The sequence below is a fragment of the Ensifer sp. LC11 genome, from assembly GCF_001695835.1.
Lineage (GTDB): Bacteria > Pseudomonadota > Alphaproteobacteria > Rhizobiales > Rhizobiaceae > Ensifer.
This window is the reverse complement of record NZ_MBSO01000022.1, coordinates 1-24,357: the sequence shown is the minus strand read 5'-3', so window position 1 is coordinate 24,357 and position 24,357 is coordinate 1. Positions and strand designations below refer to the sequence as shown.

The 24,357-nt window shown below is 63.5% G+C and carries 22 protein-coding genes; 13 read left to right on the top strand and 9 right to left on the bottom strand.

Annotated elements, in window-relative coordinates; translation table 11 throughout:
• Positions 1 to 68: 68 nt before the first annotated feature.
• Positions 69 to 3,242, bottom strand: a complete 3,174-nt coding sequence (locus BBX50_RS16045) for an EAL domain-containing protein (RefSeq protein ID WP_065776330.1) — start codon at positions 3,240 to 3,242, stop codon at positions 69 to 71.
• 295 nt (positions 3,243 to 3,537) lie between these two features.
• Between BBX50_RS16045 and BBX50_RS16040 the strand changes: the two genes are divergently transcribed.
• Positions 3,538 to 3,798, top strand: coding sequence for a DUF1344 domain-containing protein (locus BBX50_RS16040; RefSeq protein ID WP_065776329.1), 261 nt, complete (start codon positions 3,538 to 3,540; stop codon positions 3,796 to 3,798).
• A gap of 97 nt (positions 3,799 to 3,895) precedes the next feature.
• On the opposite strand, the gene BBX50_RS16035 is transcribed toward BBX50_RS16040, so the two are convergent.
• From BBX50_RS16035 to BBX50_RS16020, 4 genes are all read right to left on the bottom strand, one after another.
• The gene (locus BBX50_RS16035) at positions 3,896 to 4,480 is read right to left on the bottom strand and encodes a histidine phosphatase family protein (protein ID WP_065776328.1); all 585 of its coding nucleotides are present in this window, start codon (positions 4,478 to 4,480) and stop codon (positions 3,896 to 3,898) included.
• 40 nt (positions 4,481 to 4,520) lie between these two features.
• Positions 4,521 to 5,339: an enoyl-ACP reductase FabI gene (fabI, locus tag BBX50_RS16030; protein WP_065776327.1), complete on the bottom strand. Its 819-nt coding sequence runs from the start codon at positions 5,337 to 5,339 to the stop codon at positions 4,521 to 4,523.
• Between the two features lie 209 nt (positions 5,340 to 5,548).
• Positions 5,549 to 6,667, bottom strand: coding sequence for a DnaJ C-terminal domain-containing protein (locus BBX50_RS16025; protein WP_065776326.1), 1,119 nt, complete (start codon positions 6,665 to 6,667; stop codon positions 5,549 to 5,551).
• Between the two features lie 220 nt (positions 6,668 to 6,887).
• Complete coding sequence (locus BBX50_RS16020) at positions 6,888 to 7,340, bottom strand: RT0821/Lpp0805 family surface protein (RefSeq protein WP_065776325.1); 453 nt, start codon at positions 7,338 to 7,340, stop codon at positions 6,888 to 6,890.
• A 140-nt stretch (positions 7,341 to 7,480) separates the two neighbouring features.
• Between BBX50_RS16020 and pdxH the strand changes: the two genes are divergently transcribed.
• On the top strand, positions 7,481 to 8,101 hold the full coding sequence (gene pdxH, locus BBX50_RS16015) for a pyridoxamine 5'-phosphate oxidase (protein ID WP_065776384.1): 621 nt from the start codon (positions 7,481 to 7,483) through the stop codon (positions 8,099 to 8,101).
• A gap of 10 nt (positions 8,102 to 8,111) precedes the next feature.
• On the opposite strand, the gene BBX50_RS16010 is transcribed toward pdxH, so the two are convergent.
• On the bottom strand, positions 8,112 to 9,161 hold the full coding sequence (locus BBX50_RS16010; RefSeq protein ID WP_065776324.1) for a polysaccharide deacetylase family protein: 1,050 nt from the start codon (positions 9,159 to 9,161) through the stop codon (positions 8,112 to 8,114).
• Between the two features lie 273 nt (positions 9,162 to 9,434).
• Between BBX50_RS16010 and BBX50_RS16005 the strand changes: the two genes are divergently transcribed.
• Positions 9,435 to 10,643: a D-alanyl-D-alanine carboxypeptidase family protein gene (locus tag BBX50_RS16005; protein WP_244513168.1), complete on the top strand. Its 1,209-nt coding sequence runs from the start codon at positions 9,435 to 9,437 to the stop codon at positions 10,641 to 10,643.
• Positions 10,644 to 10,779: 136 nt separating this feature from the next.
• Here BBX50_RS16005 and tldD read toward each other — a convergent pair whose 3' ends face one another.
• Both tldD and BBX50_RS15995 read right to left on the bottom strand, forming a co-directional pair.
• Positions 10,780 to 12,195 carry a metalloprotease TldD gene (tldD, locus tag BBX50_RS16000; RefSeq protein WP_065776322.1) on the bottom strand — a complete coding sequence of 472 codons (1,416 nt, stop codon included), beginning with the start codon at positions 12,193 to 12,195 and terminating at the stop codon, positions 10,780 to 10,782.
• Between the two features lie 158 nt (positions 12,196 to 12,353).
• Positions 12,354 to 13,568, bottom strand: coding sequence for a winged helix-turn-helix domain-containing protein (locus tag BBX50_RS15995; protein WP_065776321.1), 1,215 nt, complete (start codon positions 13,566 to 13,568; stop codon positions 12,354 to 12,356).
• A 187-nt stretch (positions 13,569 to 13,755) separates the two neighbouring features.
• On the opposite strand from BBX50_RS15995, the gene BBX50_RS15990 reads away from it, so the two are divergent.
• The 5 genes from BBX50_RS15990 to BBX50_RS15970 are packed head-to-tail and all read left to right on the top strand — an operon-like array spanning position 13,756 to position 18,316.
• Positions 13,756 to 14,436, top strand: coding sequence for an ABC transporter ATP-binding protein (locus BBX50_RS15990; RefSeq protein WP_065776320.1), 681 nt, complete (start codon positions 13,756 to 13,758; stop codon positions 14,434 to 14,436).
• Complete coding sequence (locus tag BBX50_RS15985) at positions 14,430 to 15,035, top strand: energy-coupling factor transporter transmembrane protein EcfT (protein WP_065776319.1); 606 nt, start codon at positions 14,430 to 14,432, stop codon at positions 15,033 to 15,035. The genes BBX50_RS15990 and BBX50_RS15985 overlap by 7 nt, the downstream gene beginning before the upstream one ends.
• 36 nt (positions 15,036 to 15,071) lie before the next feature.
• Positions 15,072 to 15,635, top strand: a complete 564-nt coding sequence (locus tag BBX50_RS15980; protein ID WP_065776318.1) for a biotin transporter BioY — start codon at positions 15,072 to 15,074, stop codon at positions 15,633 to 15,635.
• A 4-nt stretch (positions 15,636 to 15,639) separates the two neighbouring features.
• Positions 15,640 to 17,145: an AMP-binding protein gene (locus BBX50_RS15975; RefSeq protein ID WP_065776317.1), complete on the top strand. Its 1,506-nt coding sequence runs from the start codon at positions 15,640 to 15,642 to the stop codon at positions 17,143 to 17,145.
• Positions 17,123 to 18,316 (top strand): thiolase family protein, encoded by a 1,194-nt coding sequence (locus BBX50_RS15970; RefSeq protein ID WP_065776316.1) that lies wholly within the window; start codon positions 17,123 to 17,125, stop codon positions 18,314 to 18,316. The genes BBX50_RS15975 and BBX50_RS15970 overlap by 23 nt, the downstream gene beginning before the upstream one ends.
• Here the strand turns inward: BBX50_RS15970 and BBX50_RS15965 are convergent.
• Positions 18,313 to 18,714 (bottom strand): thioesterase family protein, encoded by a 402-nt coding sequence (locus tag BBX50_RS15965; RefSeq protein WP_065776315.1) that lies wholly within the window; start codon positions 18,712 to 18,714, stop codon positions 18,313 to 18,315. The genes BBX50_RS15970 and BBX50_RS15965 overlap by 4 nt on opposite strands.
• A gap of 16 nt (positions 18,715 to 18,730) precedes the next feature.
• Here BBX50_RS15965 and BBX50_RS15960 point away from each other — a divergent pair, with 16 nt between their 5' ends.
• The 5 genes from BBX50_RS15960 to dxs all read left to right on the top strand — a co-directional run bounded on the left by BBX50_RS15960 (position 18,731) and on the right by dxs (position 24,193).
• A complete protein-coding gene (locus BBX50_RS15960) occupies positions 18,731 to 19,702 on the top strand; it encodes a zinc-dependent alcohol dehydrogenase family protein (protein ID WP_065776383.1) in 972 nt (323 codons plus the stop codon).
• A gap of 63 nt (positions 19,703 to 19,765) precedes the next feature.
• Positions 19,766 to 20,695 (top strand): histone deacetylase family protein, encoded by a 930-nt coding sequence (locus BBX50_RS15955; RefSeq protein ID WP_065776314.1) that lies wholly within the window; start codon positions 19,766 to 19,768, stop codon positions 20,693 to 20,695.
• A 2-nt stretch (positions 20,696 to 20,697) separates the two neighbouring features.
• On the top strand, positions 20,698 to 20,949 hold the full coding sequence (locus BBX50_RS15950) for an exodeoxyribonuclease VII small subunit (protein ID WP_043619815.1): 252 nt from the start codon (positions 20,698 to 20,700) through the stop codon (positions 20,947 to 20,949).
• A 160-nt stretch (positions 20,950 to 21,109) separates the two neighbouring features.
• Entirely contained in the window at positions 21,110 to 22,033 is a 924-nt protein-coding gene (locus tag BBX50_RS15945; RefSeq protein ID WP_065776313.1) for a pirin family protein, read from the top strand.
• Between the two features lie 246 nt (positions 22,034 to 22,279).
• Entirely contained in the window at positions 22,280 to 24,193 is a 1,914-nt protein-coding gene (gene dxs, locus BBX50_RS15940) for a 1-deoxy-D-xylulose-5-phosphate synthase (protein ID WP_065776312.1), read from the top strand.
• The last annotated feature ends 164 nt before the right edge of the window (positions 24,194 to 24,357 follow it).

The window sequence follows — 24,357 nt, the reverse complement described above, 5'->3', positions numbered from 1 at the left end:
GGATGCCTTCTCTTAGTGGAAAGCCGAAGACGGGGAAAGACTTTTGCGGCCCGAGGCGACGACCTTCGTCACGATGCCAGCCGCAGGCCACGTTCGGTCGCAAAAGCGAGGAACTTCTCCGCGCTCAGCGGCCGGGCGAAGGCGTAGCCCTGCAGGACATCGCAGCCGAGGATACCGAGCATTTCGGCATGTGCCATGGTCTCCACGCCTTCGGCCACGGTCTCGATGTTGAGCGAGCGGGCAATGTCGATGATCGAGCGGACCAGAGCCTGCTCCCTGCGGGCGCTCAGAACCGGAACCACGAGCTGGCGATCGATCTTCAAGCGCTTCGGCTTGATCTTCAGCAGGCTGACGATCGAGGTATGGCCGGTGCCGAAATCGTCCAGTTCGATATCGATCCCAAGCTTCTTGATGCCCTCGATGTTGGTGGCGACAATGTCGTCGCTTTCGTCGAGGAAGATCGATTCCACCAGCTCGAAGCAGATCTGGCCGGGCGTGATGCTCAAACCCTCAAGCGAGGACAGCAGATCATCATCCTGCAGCCGCTTCGCCGAAACATTGACCGAGATCTTGGGAATCCGCACACCAGCCGCGGCCCAGCGCATCTGGTCGGTCAGGGATTTTTCCAGAACCAGGCGATCAAGCGCGGCGGTCACGTTCAATTCCTCGGCGATACCAAGAAAACGATCCGGTGTCAGGATCCCCTCGCGCGGGTGCCGCCAGCGCACCAGCGCCTCCACGCCGCAAAGCGCAAGCGTGGTCGCGTCGAACTGCGGCTGATACCAGGGCTCGAATTCGTCGCGCTCGATGCCTTCCAGGATCTCATCGGCGATACGCTTGGCCGTCACCACTTCCGCCTGCAGCACCTCTGTGAAGAACTGGTAGCGGTTTCGACCTGCCTCCTTCGCACGATAGAGGGCGATGTCCGCATTCACGAGCAGTTTGCGCGCGTCGATCTCCGGTCCGCGTCCGATCGCAACGCCGATGCTGACGCCAAAGCGGCACGGAAAACCGTTATAGTCGACCGGTTGCCGCATCGCGGCAATGATCCGATCGCAGCGCGCCGCGAGCGCCGCTTCGCCCGGCGCGCCGGTGACGGCCACCACGAACTCATCGCCGCCGATGCGGGCGATGATGTCGCCCGGTGACGTATTGGCGCGCAGAATCTCGGAGGCATGGATCAGCATGGCGTCGCCGGCGGCATGGCCGAGCGTATCGTTGATCTGCTTGAATCGGTCGAGATCGATGTGGAGAATGGCGATGCCTTCGCGATCGCCGGCCCGCGCCAAGCGCTCCAACGCCTTGTCGAGCATGCGTCGGTTGCCGAGCCCGGTCAGCGGGTCGTGAAGCGAATTGTGCTCGATGCGCACCCGCGCCTGTTCCAGCTCGGCATTCTTGGCGTCCGCCATCGCCTTGGCCGCGCGCAACTGCTCGGTCATCAGCACGTCTTCGGTGACATCAAGCGCCATGCCGACAAACTTTCGCGCACCATCGGGCGCCATATGAAGCTTTCCAACCGAGCGAATGTGGCGCACGCCCCCGGTCGACAGCAACACACGCGCCTGATGCACGTAGGTTTCATCCGCGGCAATGGCGCGGTTGACCGCCTCCAGTGCCGGCTGCCGATCATCGGCATGAAGCGTCGCGAGCCATGTCTCTTCGTTCGTGGCCCCGTCGGTGTAGACCAAGCCGTAGAGCTGGTGCATGCGCTCGTCCCAATAGACGACGTTGTTGTCGAGATCCGCCTCCCACATGCCGCAGCGATAGGAATCGAGCGCGAGGTCGAGGCGCCGTGACAGAAGCTCGAGGTCCTGCTCCCGCTCGTAGAGACCCTTCAACGCCTGCTCAAGCTCGAGGTTCTGCTGGTCGACCTGCGCTTTGGCTGCACTCAGCCGCTCGTTCTTCAGAACATCTTCGGTCACGTCCCAGCTGATCCCGGTGACCTTTGCACGGCCGTCGGCGCCGCGATGGCTGGAGCCGACGTTGCGGATGTGGCGCACGGCACCACCGGCAAGGACGACACGATACTGCGAGCGGTATTCCAGGCCATCGTCGAGACTGCGGAACAGCGCATTGGCGGCAATGCCGATATCGTCCGGATGCACGGTCGCGCGCCACTCTTCATAGGTCGGCTCGTCCAGGTGGGCTTCCAGCCCATGCAGGTGGAACATCCGGTCATCCCAGGAGCGCTGCTGCGTCTCGACGTCGATCTCCCAGATGCCGATCTTGGAGGCGTCGAGCGCAAGGTTCAGGCGGTGGGACAGCGTCATCACCTCCCCTTCGCGCGCCTTCAATTTGGCGATGTTGCGCTGGCGTTCGTTGACAAGACCACCTGTCAAGAGGATCGGGATGACGACGACCGCAACGGCTGCAATGATTGCCAGACGAATGCTGTCACTGTTTTCGGGAAGCTGCTCCCACCCGCCGACCGGCATGGCTGCCAGTTCCCAGACGCCGCCTGCCAGGTCAAGCCGACGCGTGACCGGCGCGTCGCGGAAGAGCGCGTCGTCACCGTAGAACGCGTCCTGAATCCGTTCCGGTTCGGAAATGTCCCGGATCGCAAGGTGAACGTCGACGTGGCGATGATCCTTCGTCAGCTCCGGGGCTTCTCCGCCCGTCTCGAGCAGGCGCGCTGCGCGATAAAGCGCCTTTTCGTCGATGATCGCCTCGACATAGCCCCAGCGTTCCATGCGCCCCTGGATCTTGGAGAACACCGGAAGGAAAAGCTCAAATCCGCTGCGGCCGCTCGGTAGGCGGATCGGGCCGATCATCACCGGCCGCACCGTCGACGACGCCCGTTGGATGGCGTGCCTCGTGGCGCCGAACCGGTTGAAATCACTGCCGACGAACCATTGCTGGCTCTCGCGCGGAAAGGCGATCCGCACGACGCCGCCCGGCGCTGCCGAGGCCCGGGCCATCTGCGGATTCTGCAAAAGAAGCTTCGTGGCCATGACGGTGAAGTCATCAGGTGTCATGGTCGGGTGCACGCCAATGCTGTTCGCAAAGCCGTTCAGCGCCGCAATGTTGGTATTTACTTCCGATTGCAACCGGTTGGCGATGAGGTTCAGTTCGTTCTCGACGTCGATCCTGAGGTCGTTCTGGAAGTTTTCGCGATTTTGCCGCTCATAGCCGTGCCCGCCCGTAAAGACGACGAGGCCGGCGATCGCCGCCGGTATGAGCGATGCTCTCGCAAACCTGGCGGCCGCTCGTATGCGCTGGCGCAGAACGTCAATGATCTTCAATCTATTCCCCTCGATCCCCAACCAAAGGTAGCGATCGAGTCTTAAGATTGGCTTTCGTCACAAATCCTTGGAAAATCCTACAATTCATGGGGAAACTTCGACGCCATCTGCCCGTCTCCGGGGCTCCCCGGCTTGAAAAATACAATATCGCCGTCCAGTCTTCCGGCGTCGGGCGGGCCGTCAAAAAAGCGGGGTCGGCCGGCCAAAAGCCAAATCGCAAGGCAATTTTTGCCACAATCGGGGATCAAGGGTGATGACAGGAATGTTCGCAGAATCGTTGAAGAGGGCAAGAAAGATGCGTTTTGTCATTGCCGCGCTCATGGCCGCCGCTGGCCTGCTTTCGCCCCTGTCCGCCCTTGCCGAAAGCGCCGATGTGGAAGCTACCATTACGGGTGTCGACACGGACCGCCTCAGCCTGCAGCTCGACGACGGCAAGAGCTACCAGGCACCGGAAGAATTCAACTTCGAGGGCTTGAAGGCTGGCGTGAAGGTTCTCGTCTTCTACACGGAAGTCGACGGCAAGCGGGTCATCAACGACCTCGAAATCGTCCAGTAAACCGCGGTCCGCCCTTCAGACGACCACGCAGTCCGACGCAAAACCGCTTCAAGCTTTCTCTGGAATTGCTGTGGGGCGGTTTTTTCGTTGCGGCCGGTCAGATCCAGCCGATGGCGTTGCCGGCAATGCGCAGCAGCCGATCCTGCGGGATCGCAGCGGACGCGGCCTCCTCGGCTTCCATTTCCCCGAACAGCTTGAAAAGTGCGCGGATGACGCCGCCGTGGCTGACGCAGACCGTGGGTCTCGTCACATCCTTCAGCCAGGCGGCGATGCGCCAGGACAGGATTTCGTAGCTCTCGGCGTCCTCGCCTGGTGGAATGAAATCCCACTTCACTGCGCGCCGTTCGGCGATGCGCTCGGGCGCCGAGCGCTTGAGTTCGGGCAGCGTGTGCCCTTCCCAATCGCCGAAGGAGACTTCCTTCAGCCGTTCGTCGGTGCGGTAGGCGCCGGGATCGAGCCCCATCGCCCGCCTTACGCGTTCCATGGTCTCGCGCGTGCGGCCGAGCGGGCTGGCAACAAAATCAAAATGCGCGGCATCGGCGCCAAGTATGCCTGAAAGCGCCACGCCGTTGCCGGTCGCCTGTTGGCGACCGAAATCATTGAGCGGTATATCCTTTTGCCCCTGGAGCCGACTTTCGGCATTCCAGTCGGTCTGTCCGTGACGGATCACATAGATCAGCACAACATGTCTCCGGGCGGCACAGGCTGTCGGACGGTGCCGATCAGTCCTTGATCACGGAGATATCGGGCGCGTCCACGGCCTTCATGCCAACAACATGATAACCGCTGTCGGCGTGGTGCACCTCGCCGGTGACCGAGCGCGACAGGTCGGAGAGCATGTAGAGGCCGACGTCGCCGACTTCCTCGATCGTCACGGTGCGACGCAGCGGCGCGTTGTACTCGTTCCACTTGAGGATATAGCGGAAATCGCCGATGCCCGAGGCAGCAAGCGTCTTGATCGGGCCCGCGGAGATGGCATTGACGCGGATGTTCTTCGGGCCGAGATCGACCGCAAGATACTTCACGCTGGCTTCGAGCGCGGCCTTGGCGACCCCCATGACGTTGTAGTTCGGCATGACCTTTTCGGCGCCGTAGTAGGTCAGGGTCAGCATCGAGCCACCATCGGTCATCAGCTTTTCAGCACGACGGGCGACCGAGGTGAAGGAGTAGACCGAGATCTGCATCGTCTTGGCGAAGTTCTCGGGCGAGGTGTCGACGTAGCGGCCGGTCAGTTCATCCTTGTCGGAGAAGCCGATGGCGTGCACGACGAAATCGATCTTGCCCCACTTCTTCTCGAGCGTGTCGAAGACCGCATCGATGGTGGCTTCGTCGCTGACGTCGCAATGGCCGGCCATGAAACCGTCGATTTCGGCGAGCAAGGGTTCGACACGCTTCTTCAGCGCATCGCCCTGGTAGGTCAGTGCGACTTCACCACCCTGCGCGTGGATGGCCTGAGCAATGCCCCATGCGATCGAACGGTTGTTTGCGACGCCCATGATGACGCCGCGCTTGCCCTTCATCAGACCGGATGCCTGAGCCATGGTAAGTCCCCAATACTATTTCCAGCCTCGGCCGGCGCCGCTGCCAAACTTCAAATATCTCACAGACGCCCCACGAAAACGGGTGCGGCAAAATGTCGAGAATTGCCTATGGCATAGCCGCAAGGGTGGTTCAAGCGCGGCTGAGATCAGGAACTGTTAGTCCCCGTAATATTGCTTCAGTGTGTCAGCGAACTGTCACAATCGGACCGTCACAAGTAGAAGCCGTCGCGCTGCGACTTCATGAGGTCAGTCACCTTGTCGTCCGGCGTGTCCTTGAGGATCAACCGCAATTCCACGAGGAGATCGCCATGCGTGCCGTAGCTTCCGGGCAGGCCACGCCCCTCGAGGCGGATCACCTTGTCCGAACCGGACCAAGCGGGCACGACCACCGTTGCTGGCCCCACCGGCGTTTCAATGTGCTCCTCGCAACCCAGCACCGCGCCCTGAAGGTCGATCGGCAGGGTCGTCAGGAGATCGAGGCCGCGGGTGCGGAAGGCGCCACCCTGGTCGACCCTCAGCGTGACGACGACATCGCCGCGGGTCATGCCGGTGACCCGATAGCCCTGTTCCGGCAGACGAATTGACTGGCCGTCAACCGCGCCCGGTGGAATCTGGACCTTGAGGGTTTCGCCATCGGGCAATTCCACCGACATCCGCTGGCGATTGATCAGATCGGCGATGCTGACAGCGAGATCAACGGGAAGATCCGGAACCTTCTCGGCCGTTTTCGCAGCGCGGCCGCGGATGCGCCTGACGATCGCGGCGACGAGTTCGGCGGCGGGGGCGGCTGCGCGCTGCATCAGCGGCGCCTCCATCCTGGCGCCAGGCGCCTCCTGCTGCGGCTCGACGGCCGACTCAGGCCTCACGTCGGCGGCTTGGGCGGGACGTTCTGTGTCCCTGGCCGCTTCCTTCGCCGTCGGCTTCGGCGCAGGCTTGGGTGACGGTTTGGGCGCAGCCTTTGGCGAGGGTCGCTCCGACTTTGCGCGTGTCTCGGCACCGAAAATCTGCGAAATGGCATCCTCTGCGGTTTCAGCGTCAACCGGTGCTTCCTCCTGCGCCGGCCCACGCATCTTCGCCTTCATCGCCTCCATGCGGCGAAGCTCGGCCTCACGGCGCGCATAGTCGTAGCGGCTCCTAAGCTTCGGGTCGCGCAAAAGCTCGTAGGCCTTACCGGCCTCGGCAAAACGCTCGGCTGCAGTCGGGTCGTCCTGGTTATGGTCCGGATGCACGGCCTTGGCCAGCGAACGCCAGGCAGCCTTGATTTCATCCTGCCCCGCATTGCGTCGGACACCGAGGATCGCATAGGGATCACGCATGGTTTCTACCATCTTCTCTGATCGGCGGCTTCTCCCTGATGCCCGCCTTATGCCCCAAAACTCAGGCGCCGTTGTCGCCCGTCCATTGGCGCCGATGATTGCGGGAACTTGCTAAATAGTGGTTAGCTGGAGCCACGCCGGCGATCGCCGATGGAGCGCTACCGGCAATCGTTCGCACTTTTAGGGAATTGTGGTTAATCGCCGATTTCTACGCGAGTGCTCGCACTCTCGTTCAGGCCCGCGGGCCGAAGCTCGTCAAATACCAGGCGCCATCGCCACCCTGGCAAGTACTGCCGTCGAACTTGGCGATACCTTCATAGGAATGACGCGTCGTCGTGAAACGACGGCAGAGCATGCCGCTGGCGCGGTCTTCCTGAATGGTGCTGATGACGCCGGCACTGCCCGAGGAAGCATTCGCCCAGGGAATGGGATTGATGGAGCCGGTAGCGAGATCGGCCGATGTCACGGCGTCACGAACCATGACTGCGTCCGAGAGGCCATCGGACGTCTTGGCGACGGGAACCGTGCCCGTCGAAACCGTGCGGTCGACACCATTGCCGAAGAGGTCGAGACCCGCGCCCATGCAGCCGGGAAGAACCAGGACCGGCAGGCAAATTGCCGCGCCACGCAGCAGGGCGAAGGAATACCCCTTCTTGGCGTCGATCCACTTTGCTATGTCTTGCACGGCAATCCTGTCAGACTCGCTGGAGCTGCACGTTGCTCGACAAGATCAACATACAGGCTCCGACATTTTCGATGCGGAAATACCGGTCGGGCTCATCCCGAAGCATTTCCGCGCCAGACATCACGGCATTGGAAGGCAATATGGCGGCGAATGAGTTAACAAGCGGTGACTTCACCGAATCAAATGAGCCCTTTTCCCTGTTTGGCACATGGCTGAAGGACGCGGAAGGCAGCGAGATCAACGACCCGAACGCCGTTGCGCTTGCCACGGTCGACAGCGACGGACTGCCGAATGTCCGCATGGTTTTGCTCAAGGGCTTCGACGAGCGCGGCTTCGTTTTCTACACGAATTTCGAAAGCCAGAAGGGCCAGGAGATCCTTGGCGCCCGCAAGGCGGCGATGTGTTTCCACTGGAAGTCACTGAGGCGCCAGGTGCGTGTGCGCGGCCCGGTCGAGATCGTCACCGACGAAGAGGCCGATGAGTATTTCAAGAGCCGGCCGCGCGGCAGCCGCATCGGTGCCTGGGCGTCGAAGCAGTCGCGTCCGCTCGAGGGCCGCTTCGCACTGGAAAAAGCAGTCGCCGAATACACCGCCCGTCACGCGCTCGGCGAAATCCCGCGGCCGAGCTACTGGTCCGGCTTCCGCATCCGTCCGACGTCGATCGAGTTCTGGCACGACCGCCCCTTCCGGCTGCATGACCGGATGGAGTTCCGTCGGCCGACGCCCGAAGGCGGCTGGGAAAAGGTGCGCATGTATCCCTGACGCGAACGCCTCAGCCGCGCGCCAGGCGGAAAGGAATACCGGAAGCCAGCGCCGATGCGTAGCGCGCGCGCTGGAAATGGCCGTTCAACGATATTCGCGGCAGCGCGTGAAACCCTGATGCCTGCGCGCCGAGCGTGCCGGGTCGGGTTGTTACCGCCAGGGTGAAACCAAGGTCGGCGACGATATCGTGATCACGCGGCGACACGGCCGGCGCGTCGCCATAGGGATAGGCGAAGGTCGAAGGTCGCCGGCCGGTGATTGCCTCTACCCGTCGCGCGGAATCCTCGATTTCGCGCCTCGCCTCACCCGCGCCGAGACGCGCTACCGACCGATGGCTGATCGTGTGGGCGCCAAGGCTTGCGAGCGGGCTTCCGGCCAATCGCCGAAGCCCTGCCTCGTCCAATGTCAGTTGCTCGGTAATCGCCAGAGGATCGATACCGCACTCCAGCGCCGCGGCGTTCAGCACAGCGATGGCCTCAGCCTCGTCTCGGCTGTGAATGACGGCGGCCACCCGGTTGAATGCCAGTTGTTTTTCGCTGGTCGTGCGCGCGCGCAGCGTCTCGGCGCCCACGCCGAAATCGAAGCGCAGTTCATCGCCTTCAGCGAGAAGTTCGGCGAGCGTTTCCCACCAGAGCGTATGTGTGCGATCGACGAAACCGCCGGCGACGAAAACCGTGAACGGCGCGGCGTGACGTTCGAAGACCGGCAGCGCGTGCTCAAGATTGTTCCGGTAGCCGTCATCGAGGGTGAAGCAGGCAAGCGGCCCCTCCCCTGCGGCGAGCGCATCCGGCAATTCTTCCAGCGCCACGAAACGGTAGCCATCGCGTTTCAGCGCCGTCAGTACCGCGTCGAGAAAATCCGGCGTGATCTCCAGATGTGCGTTGGGATCGAAGGGTCGGGCGAATTTGGGCCGAACATGGTGCAACGTGAAGATCGCCCCCTGCCCTCGCGCCCCGGCCATCAACCCGACGCGGTTTAGTCCGTTGGCGATTTCCAGCCCAGCCGCGATCGCAGCACGGCGAACGGCGGTCCTGATCGTGCTCTTGATGTTCGACCTCATGTTCCCCCGCGCGGCGTTGAGACGTGGAAGGTTAACGGCGGGGGCGTTAAACCTTGTTGAACGGAGCCGCATTCATCGGCCATTTACCACACGCCTCAAAACAGGACGGGGTCGCCACATTCCGCCCTAAAGTTGCAACAAAGACACGGATCTTGTCACAAAACGAAACGGTTTCGCGCCTGGCCGACGGCGCTTTCGACGGGGATCGACATGAAAACTCTGCGCTGCCTCCTGCTGGCGACCTTCGCTCTCGCTCTTGGGACTGCAACGACCATGGCCGGCACCGCCTCGCTGGTGCTGGACGCGCGCAGCGGCAAGGTTCTTTCGGCCGAAAACCCTGACGTGCTCAACCATCCTGCATCGCTCACCAAGATGATGACGGTCTACATGGCCTTCGAGGCGCTCAAGCGCGGAGAACTTTCCTGGGACAGCAAGGTCAAGGTGTCGAAGGCAGCGGCGGCCAAGCCGCCGATGCGCCTCGGCCTCAAGGCCGGCATGACGATCACGGCCCGCGAGGCCGTGCTCGGCATGATCGTGCGTTCGGGCAACGATGCGGCCGCCGCCATGGCGGAGAAGCTTGGCGGTTCGGAGGCTAATTTCGCCAGGATGATGACCGCCAAGGCGCGGCAACTGGGAATGAACAAGACCGTCTTCATCAACTCGTCCGGCCTGCCGGCGAGCAAGCAGGTGACGACGGCTCGCGAGATGTCGACGTTGGCGGTCGCGCTGATGCGCGACTTTCCGAGAGAATATCGGCTGTTTGCGACAGAGAGCTTCAACTTCCGCGGCCGGAAGGTTCGCGGGCATAACAATCTGATGTACCGCTACGAGGGCATGGACGGCATCAAGACCGGCTATACCAATGCCTCCGGCTTCAATCTCGTCAGCGCCGTCAAGGACGGCAATCGCCGCGTGGTCGGCGTCGTGCTTGGTGGAAAGACGGCGCGCAGCCGCGATGCCAAGATGGCGGCACTTCTCGATCGCCATGTCGGCAAGGCGGCAAAGGGCGGGCGGCAGCTCGTGGCATCCACGCGCGGCGGAAGAACGGTCGAAGCGCCGGTCGAGATGGCAGCGGTCGCGACATCCGAAGTGCCGATGCCCTATGCCGCGCCGCAGCGGGCAAAGCAGGATTCCGTCGCCGCCCTGATCTCCGCGACCTCCACGACCGCGGTCCCCGCGGAGCGCCCCACCGAGATGGTTGAGATCGAAACGACCGCAGCGACAGCGGCTGGCAGCTGGCAGATCCAGATTTCAGCCGCACCATCTGCCGAGGCAGCCCGCATGCTGCTCGCCCAGGCGCGCTCGGAAGCCGGCGCGCCGCTCGCAGACGCCACCCCTTACACCGAAGCCGTTGGCAAGGGCGCCAAGGCGATCTACCGCGCGCGTTTCGTCGGCTTTTCGAGCCGCGACGCGGCGGCGGCGGCCTGCGACGCTCTCAAGCAGCGTTCCTATGATTGCATGATGCTGCCATCGCGCGGCTGAGCCTCAAACTCGCCGTCGGCTTGCAGCTTCTCAAGCGGGCTCTCGCAGCTACGGTTGTCAATCAGGCGGAGCCTGCCGCCGATTGCGATGCGGCTTGCCTGTTTCCCACCGGGGCGAACGGAGACAGAGACCGACCTTACGCCTGCGTACCGCCGACCGTGATCTGGTCCATGCGCAGGTGCGGCTGACCGACGCCGACAGGCACCCATTGGCCGGCCTTGCCGCAATTGCCGATGCCGGTGTCGAGCTTGGTGTCGTTGCCGACCATCGTCACGCGCTTCATCGCATCCGGACCGTTGCCGATCAGCATGGCGCCCTTGACCGGTGCGCCGATCTTGCCGTTTTCGATCAGGTAGGCCTCGGTGCAGCCGAAGACGAACTTGCCCGAGGTGATATCCACCTGGCCACCGCCGAAGGAGACGGCGTAGATGCCCTTTTTCACCGAAGCGATGATTTCGTCCGGCGTCTTGTCGCCGGACAGCATGTAGGTGTTGGTCATGCGCGGCATCGGCACATGGGCGTAGCCCTGACGGCGACCGTTGCCAGTGGGCTGCATGCCCATCAGCCGCGCGTTCTGCCGGTCCTGCATGTAGCCGACCAGCTTGCCGTCTTCGATCAGCACGTTGTAGCCGGACGGTGTGCCTTCGTCGTCGATCGAGATCGAGCCGCGGCGCGCTTCGATGGTGCCGTCGTCGACGACAGTCACACCCTTGGCGGCGACCTGTTCGCCCATCAGGCCGGCAAAGGCTGACGTCTTCTTACGGTTGAAATCGCCTTCAAGGCCGTGCCCGACCGCCTCGTGCAGCATGACGCCCGGCCAGCCGGAGGCGAGCACCACGTCCATGGTGCCGGCCGGCGCATCGATAGCTTCGAGATTGACGAGCGCCTGGCGCAACGCTTCGTCGGCGCCCGTCTTCCAGTTTTCCTCGGTGACGAAATCGCCGAAGCCGCGGCGCCCGCCAGTGCCGAAGGAGCCGCTTTCCTGCCGGTCACCGTCGCCGGTGACGACCGAGATGCTGATGCGCGTCATCGGCCGGATATCGTGTACGCGGTGGCCGTCAGCTCTGAGGATATCGACCATCTGCCAGCTCGCGGCGATCGTGGCCGTGACCTGACGCACCTTCGGATCCTTGGCGCGCAGATAGGCGTCGATTTCCTGAAGCAGCGCAACCTTCGCCTCGAAGCTCGGCTCGCCGATCGGGTTGCCATCGCCGTAGAGCTTCTTGTTGGTGCGCTGGGGGGCGGCGGCATAGGAGCCGGCATAGCCGCGCGTCACCTGCGCCACCGCGTCGGAGGCGCGGCGGAGCGCCGACAGGGAAAGCTCGCCGGAGTGGGCATAGCCGACGGCTTCACCGGCGACGGCACGCAAGCCAAAACCCTGGTCGGTGTTGAAGCTGCCGCCCTTGAGCCGGCCGTTGTCAAAGGACAGCACCTCCGCCTGGGCGTGTTCGAGGAACAGTTCGCCGTCGTCGGCGCCGGCGAGCGTCTCCGAGAGAACCTTACGGATCGTTGCCTCGTCGGCATCGAAGAGGCTCATCAGATCGGTGTTCATGGTGCTTCGCTCCCGCATCGAGAAATTCTATCGCCTCCATTTAGGAAGGCCGCGGGTTCAAGCCAAGGAAAATATCACTTGCTGCATAATTCCATGGATCGCGACTAATCCGTGGAGTTATGCAGCAGTTCAAAGTGGTACAGCGACCTTAGCGCGTCTTAAAAGACGCGCGGCGCTGCAAGCGACGCGTTCCATCCATCGAGGTGTTCCACCCGCTCGACGCCGGCAAACCGGGCGACCCGGTCGAGTTCTGCATCGATGCGCTCCAACCGCCCGGCCGATGCCCGGACACCTTTTTCGAGCCAGAGCCTGCGGACGTCGAGACTGCCGCGCTTGCGGTCCGCCTTCATGTCGATGCGGCCGATCAGCCGGTCGCCTTCGATCAGCGGGAAGACGTAGTAGCCATATTCGCGCTTGGCTTCCGGCACAAAGATCTCGATGCGATAATAGAACCCGAACAGGCGCTCCGTGCGATTGCGGTCACGCAAGAGCGGATCGAACGGGCTGAGCACCCGGACCCGACCCGGCGGCTCGGGAATATCACCAAGTGTGCCCGGAAATCCGGCGAAGGCATAGGCGAGACGCGGGCGTCCGCCATCGATCGCTTCGATCTGTACCTCCACGAGTTCGTCGCGGTGTTCGGCAACCCAGGTCTTGGCCTCCTCGGGCGACACCAGATCCCAGAAGGCGGCGATCTCGCCGTGGGTGGCGAAACCCAGTCGATCAAGCGCACTGCGGCACGCCCAATCGACGAATTCCGGATGACTGACGTCGCCGTCGTGATGATGGGAAGGGATCACTCTTTCGGTCAGATCATAGACCTTCTGGAAATTCTCGCGGCGAGCGATCGCCAGCTTTCCCGTACGCCATAGCACTTCGAGCGCCGTTTTCGACGGATGCCAGTTCCACCAGCCGCCGGATTCGTGTTCGGCTTCCTTGAGATCGCGGGCAAGGACAGGGCCGCCTTCGGCAATGCGCGCATAGGTCTCGTCGCAGCCTTTTTCAAAGCCCTCGCCGCGCCACTTTTGCCAGCGCGCGATGATCGTCTCGCCCTCCCATTTGAAGCGGTGCTTCCAGTAACGGAAGAAGCTGCTCGGGATGATCGAGGCGTCGTGCGTCCAGTGTTCGAACAGGTCGCGGTCATCCTCCAGCAGTGCCGTCAGATGCTCGCGACGATAGGTCTGGTTGCGGGAAAACAGGATCTGGTGATGGGCGCGCTCGACCGTTGCGATGCTGTCCACCTGCACGAAACCGATATCATGGATCAGCTTGAGCAGCCCTTCCTTGCCGAGCGCACGGTTCGGCGCGCCGGAAAGGCCCTGCTTGGCGAGGAAGATGCGACGGGCGTCGCTGTTGGAAAGGCGAATCGTCATGACAGGAGAATAGGCTTTTATTCCCATAATTCAAACCAGTGCGGCCATAATTCAGTTCTGGACGGAATGAGTGGGCGGATCTTCACGCGCATCCGACACGGCTCCGGCCACCGCATTGCCCTTCTTGTCGCACTTGGCCTATAGAGCAACCCGAAACCGGCGCGGGCCGAAGACAGCGAGGCACGGGATGGACATCCGCTTTACCGATTGCGCGGTCCGCTTCGGCGAACGGGTGGCGCTCCATTCGCTGACGTTGACCCTCAGCGAAAAGCGTATCGGCATCATCGGCCTCAACGGCTCCGGCAAGACCACCTTCGCACGACTGATCAACGGCTTGGTCAAACCTTCCGCAGGCAGTGTGACCGTCAACGGGCTGAACACGGTCGAGGATGATCGCGCCGTGCTTTCAGAGGCCGGTTTCATCTTCCAGAACCCGCAGCACCAGCTGATTATGCCCATCGTCGCCGAGGATATCGCCTTCGGCCTCAAGAATCGCGGCCTTTCGCGCGACGAAATCGACCGTCGCACACAAGGTGCGTTGTCGCGCTTCGGTGTCGAACACCTGGCCCGACGGCGGGTGCACGAGCTCTCGGGCGGCGAAACTCAGCTCGTCGCCATGGCGAGCGTCGTCGTCACCGATCCGAAGATCCTCATCCTCGACGAGCCGACAAACCAACTTGACCTGCGCAACCGGCGCCGTGTTGCCGAGACAATCGACGGCCTGCCCGAAGATACGGTCGTGATCACCCACGATCTCGCGCTTGTCGAAAACGTCGACCGGCTGCTGCTTTTCCACGAAGGCCGGCTTGCCGCCGATGGCAAGCCGCAAGAGACCATTCGTCGATACCATGAGATCGCCGGATGCTGACGAGCCTGCATATAGAGGGCAACAGCCTACTGCACCGTCTGCCGGTCAGGGTGAAGCTGATCGCGCTGGTCGCGTCGAGCATCGTTCTTTTCCTCAGCGCTTCGCTGCCTCTTCAGGCGATCGCCTTCGTCATCGCCGCCGGCCTCTATCTCTCCGTTGGACTTCCCCCGAAGGAAGCGCTGAAGCGCGTTGGCTTCGTCTTCCTGACCATTTTCTTTCTGGCAGCCGTCAACCTTTTCCTGCTCCCCATCATCGAGGTTGCCACGCTGACATTGCGCCTGATGGCGCTGGTGCTGTTGGCCGCAGCGATAACGGCGACGACGACGATCAGCGCCTTCATGGACGAGATCACCATCCTGTTGACCCCGCTCGAAAGGCTCGGCTGGCTCAGCGCGGCCGATGTCAGCCTCGCGCTCGGGCTCGTGCTGCGCTTCGTCCCGGACATTTTCGCGCGCTACGAGGCAATCCGCGAGGCGCATCGGGCGCGCGGTTTGCCGGTCCGGCCGTTGACGATCATCGGCCCGCTGATCATCCTGACGCTCAAGGATGCCGATACGATTGCCGCGGCGATTGACGCGCGTGGATTTCGCCGCCATTAAATGCGAAAATTCTAATACATAGGGAACCGGAACTTCATGAACACCAGAGACCTCGTCCTCATCGCCCTCTTCGCCGCGATCGTTGTCGTGCTCGGCCTTATCCCACCGATCACGCTCGGCTTCATTCCGGTGCCGATCACCGCCCAGTCGATGGGCGTGATGCTTGCCGGATGTATCCTCGGCGCCAAACGCGGCGCGCTTGCCTTCCTCTTGTTCCTGCTCCTGGTCGCCATCGGCCTGCCGGTGCTTTCGGGCGGGCGCGGCGGCCTCGCCGTCTTTGCAGGCCCGTCCGGCGGTTTCATCCTCGGCTGGGTGGTGGCAACCTTTGTCACCGGTCTCATCGCACAACGCACGGTGCGCGAGGGCCAGGCGGAAACGCGCCAGTTCATCGGTTTCTTCCTTGCCTCCGTCATCGGCGGCATCGTCGTGCTCTACGCGATTGGCATGCCCTGGGTCTCGGCCGTCACCGGCACACCCCTCCTGACGGTCGCTACAGGCTCGCTCGCCTTCATTCCGGGTGACCTCCTGAAGGCCGCCATCGCGACCCTTGCCGCACGCGCGGTCTATGCCGGCTACCCGCTGCTGCCGGCTCGCGCCTGAACCGATGCCGTTTGCCGGCGCGATCCATCGCCACGCGGACGACCATCCGTATGCCCCGGCCTTCCGCATAGAGGGCCGGGTTTTCACTTTCGGTGAGCTGCGGCGCCTCGCCGAACAGCTGGTCGCCATTTTCGGTGATCTCATCGGCGACAGCGAGCCCCGTAGCGTGCTCGGCGACCGCGGGCGGCTGGTCGCGCTGGAGGTCGGCAACCATCCGCTCTTTGCCGCCGCCTTCCTCGCCGCCACGAGCCGCGGCCACTGCGTCGCGCTGATCGACCCGCATCTGCCGCATTCGGTCCGGCAGAGCATGCACGAGCGCCTGTCTCCCGATCTCGTCATCGGGGGCGATGGCGACGGACTTCGCCTCGAAGCTCTGGCAAGCGGCAAGACGCGACGGTTCGCCGCAAACGATGACGGGGCGAAAGAAGTGCGGCTCGCAGTCGGCGCCGACACCGAGCCGTTCCTGATCGTCTTCACCTCGGGAACGACGGGCACGCCCAAAGCAATTGTCCGCGATCGCGGCTCCTGGCGACGCAGCCTTGCGACCGGGCAGGAATTCTTCGAGATCTGCCGCGACAGCAGAACCTTCGCACCCGGTCCGCTGGCGCACGGGCTGACCCTCTATGCGCTCGCCGAAACCCTCGTCGCGGGCGCCGAGTTCATCGGTGCAACCCACTTCGACGCAGCGCAGTCCCTTGCCGTCATCGAAGCGGAGGAGGTGCAGCGACTGGTGCTGGTGCCGACAATGCTGCGGCGGCTCTGTGCGGCGGCCACCGGCAAACCGCAGGGATCCGTCGCGCGCATCACGGTCGCGGGTGCCAAGCTGACGCCAAGCGATCGCGCCAGCGCCGCCCTCGCCTTTCCCGAGGCCCGCGTGATCGAATACTACGGTGCTTCCGAACTGGGGTTCATCAGTGTGGCAACCGAAAGCGACACGGCCGCGGTTACAGCTGTCGGTCGCGCCTTTCCGGGTGTCGCATTCCAGATTCTCAACGACACGGGGAACGCGGTGCCACCCGGCGAAACCGGTACGATCTTCGTCGACAGCGCGCTTGTCTCCGACGGCTACGTCGGCGCGGACGACGGCGCCGGGTTCCGGCGCTTCGGTCAGCTCGCGACCGTCGGCGATCTCGGCTTCATCGATGGAGAGGGCACGCTGCATCTTCTCGGCCGCGCCGGCGGCATGGTGCTTTCGGGCGGCAACAACATCTATCCGCAGGAAGTGGAGGCAACGCTCGTTGCCTATCCCGGCGTTCATGCGGCCCTCGTCCTCGGCCTCGATCACCCGGATCTCGGCACCGAACTGGTGGCGGTGATCGAGCCGGAAGGCAGAGTCTTCGACCGGGAGGCACTTGACCGTCATCTCGCTGCCCACCTCCCACGCTATAAACATCCACGCCGTATTTGGCTTTGCCGGAGGATGCCGATGACGCAATCCGGCAAGGTGGCGGCGGGTAAACTCAGGCAATGGATCGCGGACGAAAACGATGACCTCGAACGCATCGACTGACCCTGCACGCGTGCCCGTGATCATCGCGGCGCTCAGAACGCCGATCGGTCGCGTCAACGGCACGCTTCGCGATGTCGAGCCGTCGCAGCTCGCGGCACCGCTCATCGCCCGCATTCTTGATGATGTCGGGCTGGCAGCGACCGATATCGACGACGTCATTCTCGGCAACGCCGCCAACAGCGCCGGCAATCTCGCCCGGCTCGCGGCGCTTGAAGCCGGACTGCCGGTTTCGACGCCGGGCGTCACCATCGATCGCCAATGCGGATCAGGGCTCGAGGCAATCATCCTTGCCGCGCGGATGATCGAAGCGGGTGCGGGCCGTTTCTATCTCGCCGGCGGCACCGAAAGCGCCAGTCGTGCGCATATCCGCCTGAGGCCGCCGATGGAGCGCGGTGGCGAACTGACCCCGGTCAAGCGCGCCCGCATGGCGCCGGACGAGATCGGCGATCCGGACATGGGCGTCGCCGCCGAAAATGTCGCGACCGCCTGCGGCATTTCCCGCGAACGGCAGGATGCCTTTGCGCTTCAAAGCCATCGCCGCGCCGTCGAAGCCGAGCTTGCCGGCCGTTTCTTGCGCGAGATCGTGCCGATCGAGACGGTCATGGGCCCCATCTCCCGCGACGAATGCCCGCGGGCCAATGCCTCGATCGAGACACTTCAGCGGCTGAAGCCGGTGTTCGTCGAAGGTGGCACGGTGACCGCCGGCAATGCCTGCCCGATCAATGACGGCGCGGCGGTCGTTCTGGTGACGAGCCTCGCCGAGGCGAAACGGCTCGGCGTTCCCTTCGCGCTCGCATTCGTTGATGCAGCAACGGCGGGCGTCGATCCCAATCTCTTGGGTCTCGGCCCCGTGCCGGCGATGCAGAAGCTGAAAGTGCGGCAACCCGCGCTCGATCCGGCCAAGGTCGATTTCATCGAGTTCAACGAGGCCTTCGCTTCACAGGTGCTCGGCAGTCTCGACCAGATGGAAATTGGCTCCGAGCGGGTCAATCTGGACGGTGGCGCCATCGCGCTCGGCCATCCCTACGGCGCCTCGGGCGCGATCCTCACTGTCAGGCTTTTCTCGCAGATGCTGACATCACCGAATGGCACAGAAGGACTGGCGATGATGGGTGTCGGTGGCGGCATGGGCATCGTCGCGCTGTTTCGCGCGGTTCAAGTGACTGATTAGACCGTATAGGCCGCGAGCCATTCCCGTGTCGCAGACGGCAGCGGCAGCGGGGTGTGGCGTTGCGGATCGACCGCCACCCAGACGACCTCCACTTCCGCCACAAGCTGGCCGCGCGCCTCGACCTTGACGGCGAAGCTGATCGAGCTGCCGCCGATCTTTGCTACGTTGACAGTGAAGCGGGCCGGTTCGTCGTAGCGCAGGCCGCGGTGATAGACGCAGGCAGACCGGCGAACGAGATAGCTCGGCTCGTTGACCACATGCGGGCGATGGCGCCAGAGACTGGAAAGGGCAGCCTCCGCATGGGCATAGTAGGCGGCATTGTGCATGTGGCCGTGCATGTCTATATCGCGAAACGGAATGCGGATTTCCGTGACGTTCTCCAGCTCCCTGCCGTCCATGCGAGGCTCCCTGACGATGCGCTCCACCCTCGTTAGCCAGTTCGGCGATCCCCGGCAAGTCATTGCGCTCGTCGATGCGGAGCGTGTCGCGCCGGGACCCGGCGAAGTCGAGGTGGCGCTGTCGCTTGCCGCCATCAATCCATCCGATCTCATCCCCGTCACCGGCGCCTATAGTGCCCGCACCACCCTGCCCTTCGTGCCGGGTTTCGAGGGTTTCGGCACGGTGGCGCGCGTCGGCGCCGGCGTCACATCGCTGAAGCCGGGCGATCGCGTGATCCCGATCGGCGCCAGCGGTCTCTGGCAGGAGTATCTGCTCAGACCAGCCGAATGGTGCTTCGCCCTGCCCGACGACATCAGCGATAGAGATGCCGCGACCTCCTACGTCAATCCGCTGACCGCGCTGCAACTGATTGAAGCGCCGCGCGTGCATTTCGGTTCGCTCGAAGGGCGCCGCGTCGGCGTCACCGCGGCAGGGTCCGCGATCGGCGGCATGCTGATGAAGCTGCTTGTGGGCGAACAGGTCGACGCCGTCGGCATCGTACGCAGCCAGCGCAGCGCCGATCGACTCGCCGTCGAGGCTCCCGGCCGCATCGTTCTTGGCAACGAGATCCGCTTACCCGACCTCCGGCTCGACGCCATCATCGACGCCGTCGGCGGTCCGTTTGCCGGCGACCTTATCCTTCGCACGCTCGAACCGGGCGGCGCCTTCATCCAATACGGGGCGTTGAGCGGCGTGCCGGTGCCGCAAACCGCGATCCTGGCGCGATCGGACATCCGCTTCTCCTTCCTGTGGCTGCGCACCTGGGTGCACTCTGCCGGTCGCGCGGCAATCGAAGCCGCCTTTGCGAAAAGCTTCGATGGATTGCGATCAGGCCTGTTTTCGAGCCGGATCGCGGCGGTCTATCCATTGAGCCAGCTTGACGCGGCGCTGGCGCATCAGGCGGATGCCGGCCGCGACGGCAAGCTGCTTCTCGATCCGCGCTGTTGAAAATTCGGTCTTTCGACTGCCTCGCCATGGACCTTCAAGGGTCGCAGCACTAGGTTCCGGGACATGACCACGTTCCTCTATGAAAATCCGGTCTTTCTGGAACACGAGGTTCCGGAGGGACATCCCGAGCGGCCGGACCGGCTGAAGGCGCTGAACCTTGCGCTCGAACACCCGAACTTCATCGACCTCAAGCGGATCGAGGCGAAGAAGGCGAGCGAGGATCTCGTGCTGCTCGCCCACCCGGAAGAACATTTGCGCGACATCAAGCGCGCCATTCCTGAGGAAGGTCTCAATCATTTCGAGGCGGATACCTATGCCAGCCCCTTGAGCCTCGACGCCGCATTGACGGGCATCGGCGCCGCGGTCGCCGCGGTCGATGCGGTCTTTACCGGAGAGGCCGACAACGCCTTCGTTGCGGCCCGCCCGCCGGGGCATCACGCCGAGAAAAACAAGGCGATGGGCTTCTGTCTGTTCAACACGGTGGCGATTGCCGCCCGTTACGCCCAGAAGGCGCACGGCGCCGAACGCGTCGCGATCGTCGATTGGGACGTGCACCACGGCAACGGCACGCAGGATATCTTCTGGAACGACCCATCGGTGCTCTTCTGTTCGACACACCAGATGCCGCTCTATCCTGGCACCGGCGCCAAGGATGAGACAGGCATCAAGGGCAACATCGTCAATGCGCCGCTGTCGCCCAACATGGGCAGTGAACATTTCCGCGAGGCGTTCCGCTCACGCGTGCTTGCCGCACTCACCAATTTCCGGCCCGACTTCATCCTGATCTCCGCCGGTTTCGACGCGCATCACCGCGATCCGCTGGCGCAGATCAACCTCGTCGCGGAGGACTTCGACTGGGCGACCGGGCGTCTGCACGAGATCGCCGATCGCAGCGCCGGCAACCGCATGGTCAGCCTGCTCGAAGGCGGCTATGACCTTCAGGGCCTGGCCGAATCGGCCGGCCTGCACATCTTGAGACTGATGAGAGGGTAACCATGAACACCACCACGCAACCGGACGTTTCCGCCCTCTCCTTCGAGCAGGCCGTCGAGGAGCTCGAGCGGATCGTCTCGGCGCTCGAACGCGGCGACGTGGCACTCGACAAGTCGATCGAAATCTACGAGCGCGGCGAAGCGCTGAAGAAACATTGCGAGGCGCTCTTGAAGGCTGCCGAGGACCGCATCGAAAAGATCCGCCTCGACCGCGCCGGCAAGCCGCAGGGCGTTGAACCGCTCGACGCGGACTAGCGCGTTAAAGCGCTGAAGCGTCCTCATGCGTTCACTTGAACGCCTGGCGCTCCAGGGGATTGATCGCTCCGCGGAAACGCTGCGTATCGGCCTGGTCCCTAGCCGCCTGGGAGTGCAGGCGCTAGCTATTGATATGACAGCATAAACGGGAGCACGCGCAATGTCCTTCTTTCCAGGCCCCGATCCGCTTGCAGGCGACAAGCCCGCCTGCGACGCCATCGAACACCTGATCGTGCCGCGCACCAGCGATATCGGCGGGCTGCAGGTTCGCCGCGCGCTGCCGGCGGCCAAGCGCCGCCTGGTCGGCCCCTTCATCTTCTTCGACCGCATGGGCCCGGCGCTGTTGCGTGCCGGTGAGGCGATCGACGTGCGCCCACATCCGCATATCGGCCTTTCCACCGTCACCTATCTCTTTGACGGCGAGATCAAGCACCGCGACAGCCTCGGCACCGAGATGGTGATCCGTCCGGGCGACGTGAACCTGATGACGGCCGGCCGCGGTATCGTGCATTCCGAACGCTCGCCCGAAAACCAGCGCGGCCACGACCGCTCGATCTCCGGTCTCCAGACCTGGCTGGCGCTGCCCGACCACAAGGAAGAAATCGACCCGATCTTCAGCCACACCGAAGAACGCATGCTGCCGCATATGAGCGACGACGGCATCAAGGCGCGCGTGGTGATCGGCAGTTTCGAGGGCGCGAAGTCGCCGGTCTCGGTCTTCACCGACACGATCTATGTCGACCTCAACATCGCACCCGGCAAAAGCGCGCCCTTCACCGCGCAGTGGGAAGAGCGCGCCCTCTACATTCTCTCGGGCGAGGCGATCATCGCCGGTGACCATTTCGCCGACAACCAGCTGCTTGTCTTCCGCCCGGGCGACGAGATCACGGTGACGGCCGGGCCTAAGGGTTGTCACGTCATGCTCTTCGGTGGTGCGGCACTCGGGTCTGCCCGCCACATCTGGTGGAACTTCGTCTCGTCTTCCAAGGAACGCATCGACAAGGCGAAGGAAGAGTGGCGCACCGGCCGCTTCGATATCGTGCCCGGCGACGAGGAAGAATTCGTTCCGCTGCCCGAAGGCTGATCTCGACCTAAAGTGGAATGGAGTGGCTGCGGAAAACCGCGCAACATTGCCTCATCCCGCTTGAATCGATTTCGATTCACAGAATCATGCGCTAGTCTCTTGGTCGACGACGCACGAACGCCTAATTTTGCATTCAGCAACGATTGCGTCTAAAGAGCCGCTTCGACGGTACCCACCAACTATCGCGCGCCCGACTTTTGGGGCGCGCATGAGGCATGCAGCGTGACACAACTGCCAACCAATCCGATGCCGGCTACTCCCTTGCTCGACAAGGTGACCTATCCCGACGATCTGAAGAAGGTCGACGACAAGGATTTGCCGCAGCTCGCCGGAGAAGTCCGGGCAGAAATGATCGACGCGGTGTCGCGCACCGGTGGCCACCTTGGCGCGGGTCTCGGCGTCGTCGAGCTGACGATCGCCATCCACAAGGTCTTCAACACGCCGCATGACCGGCTGATCTTCGACGTCGGCCACCAGTGCTACCCGCACAAGATCCTGACCGGCCGCCGCGACCGCATCCGCACGCTGCGCCAGGAAGGCGGCCTTTCCGGCTTTACCCGCCGCGCCGAGAGCGAATACGACCCCTTTGGCGCTGCGCACTCCTCGACCTCGATTTCCGCCGGCCTCGGCATGGCGGTCGCTGCCGATCTCGACGGCAAGAGCCGCAATGTCATCGCCGTCATCGGCGACGGTGCGCTGTCGGCCGGCATGGCCTATGAGGCGCTCAACAATGCCGGCGCGCTCGACGCCCGCCTGATCGTCATTCTCAACGACAACGACATGTCGATCGCTCCGCCGACCGGTGCGATGAGCGCCTATCTGGCGCGCCTTGCCTCCGGCCGCACCTATATGGGCATCCGCGAGGTCGGCAAGAAGCTGACGGCCTATCTCGGCAAGACCGTCGACCGGGCGATCACCCGCGCGGTCGAACACGCGCGCGGCTACGTCACCGGCGGCACACTCTTTGAAGAGATGGGCTTCTACCATATCGGCCCGATCGACGGGCATTCCTTCGACCATCTGCTGCCGGTGCTGCGCAACGTGCGCGACAACGCCAAGGGTCCGGTGCTGATCCATGTGGTGACGCAGAAGGGCAAGGGCTATCCGCCCGCCGAAGCGGCCGCCGACAAGTATCACGGCGTCAACAAGTTCGACGTCATCACCGGCGCCCAGGCGAAGGCCAAGCCGAACGCGCCGGCCTACACCTCCGTCTTCGCCGAAGCGCTGACACAGGAAGCGGGCTTCGACGACAAGATTGTCGCCGTCACCGCCGCCATGCCCTCCGGCACCGGCCTCGACAAGTTCGCGTTGGCCCATCCCTCGCGCTGCTTCGACGTCGGCATTGCCGAGCAGCATGCCGTGACCTTTGCAGCCGGCCTTGCTTCCGAAGGCTACAAACCGTTTGCGGCGCTCTATTCGACCTTCCTGCAGCGCGGCTACGACCAGGTGGTGCACGACGTCGCGATCCAGGGCCTGCCGGTGCGTTTCCCGATCGACCGCGCCGGCTTCGTCGGCGCCGACGGCCCGACCCATGCCGGCTCCTTCGACACCACCTATCTCGCGACGCTTCCCGGCTTCGTGGTGATGGCTGCCGCCGACGAGGCGGAACTGAAACACATGGTGCGCACCGCTGCCGCCTATGATGCCGGGCCGATTTCGTTCCGCTATCCGCGCGGTGAAGGTGTCGGCGTCGAAATGCCGGAGCGCGGCCAGATCCTCGAGATCGGCAAGGGCCGCGTCGTCAAGCAGGGCTCAAAGGTGGCGCTGCTCTCTTTCGGCACCCGCCTTGCCGACTGTCTGATGGCGGCAGAAGACCTCGACGCGGCCGGTCTTTCGACCACCGTTGCCGATGCACGGTTCGCGAAGCCCCTCGACCATGACCTGATCCGCCAGCTTGCCCGCCACCACGAGGTGCTCATCACCATCGAGGAAGGTGCCGTCGGCGGCTTCGCCAGCCACGTATTGCAGTTCCTCGCCGAAGACGGCCTGCTCGATGGCGGCCTCAAGGTGCGCCCGATGGTCATGCCGGATATCTGGATGGAACAGGCGAAACCCGAGGCGATGTATGCCGCCGCCGGTCTCGACCGCGCCGGCATCGTCTCGACGGTTTTCAAGGCGCTCGGGCAGAAGCACGACATCGACATCGGCGCCGCCGGCTAATCCTTTCGCATCGGCATCAAACAAAAACCCCGGCTCATCGCCGGGGTCAGACCGCTGACAAACCCGTCGATTTTTCGGCGGGTTTTGTTTTGTGGATTTGGTGCTGACGTTGGGGCGGGTTTCCGGGTGGCAAAAGTGGCGGCCTGCGCTCACGCCGGTCTCGG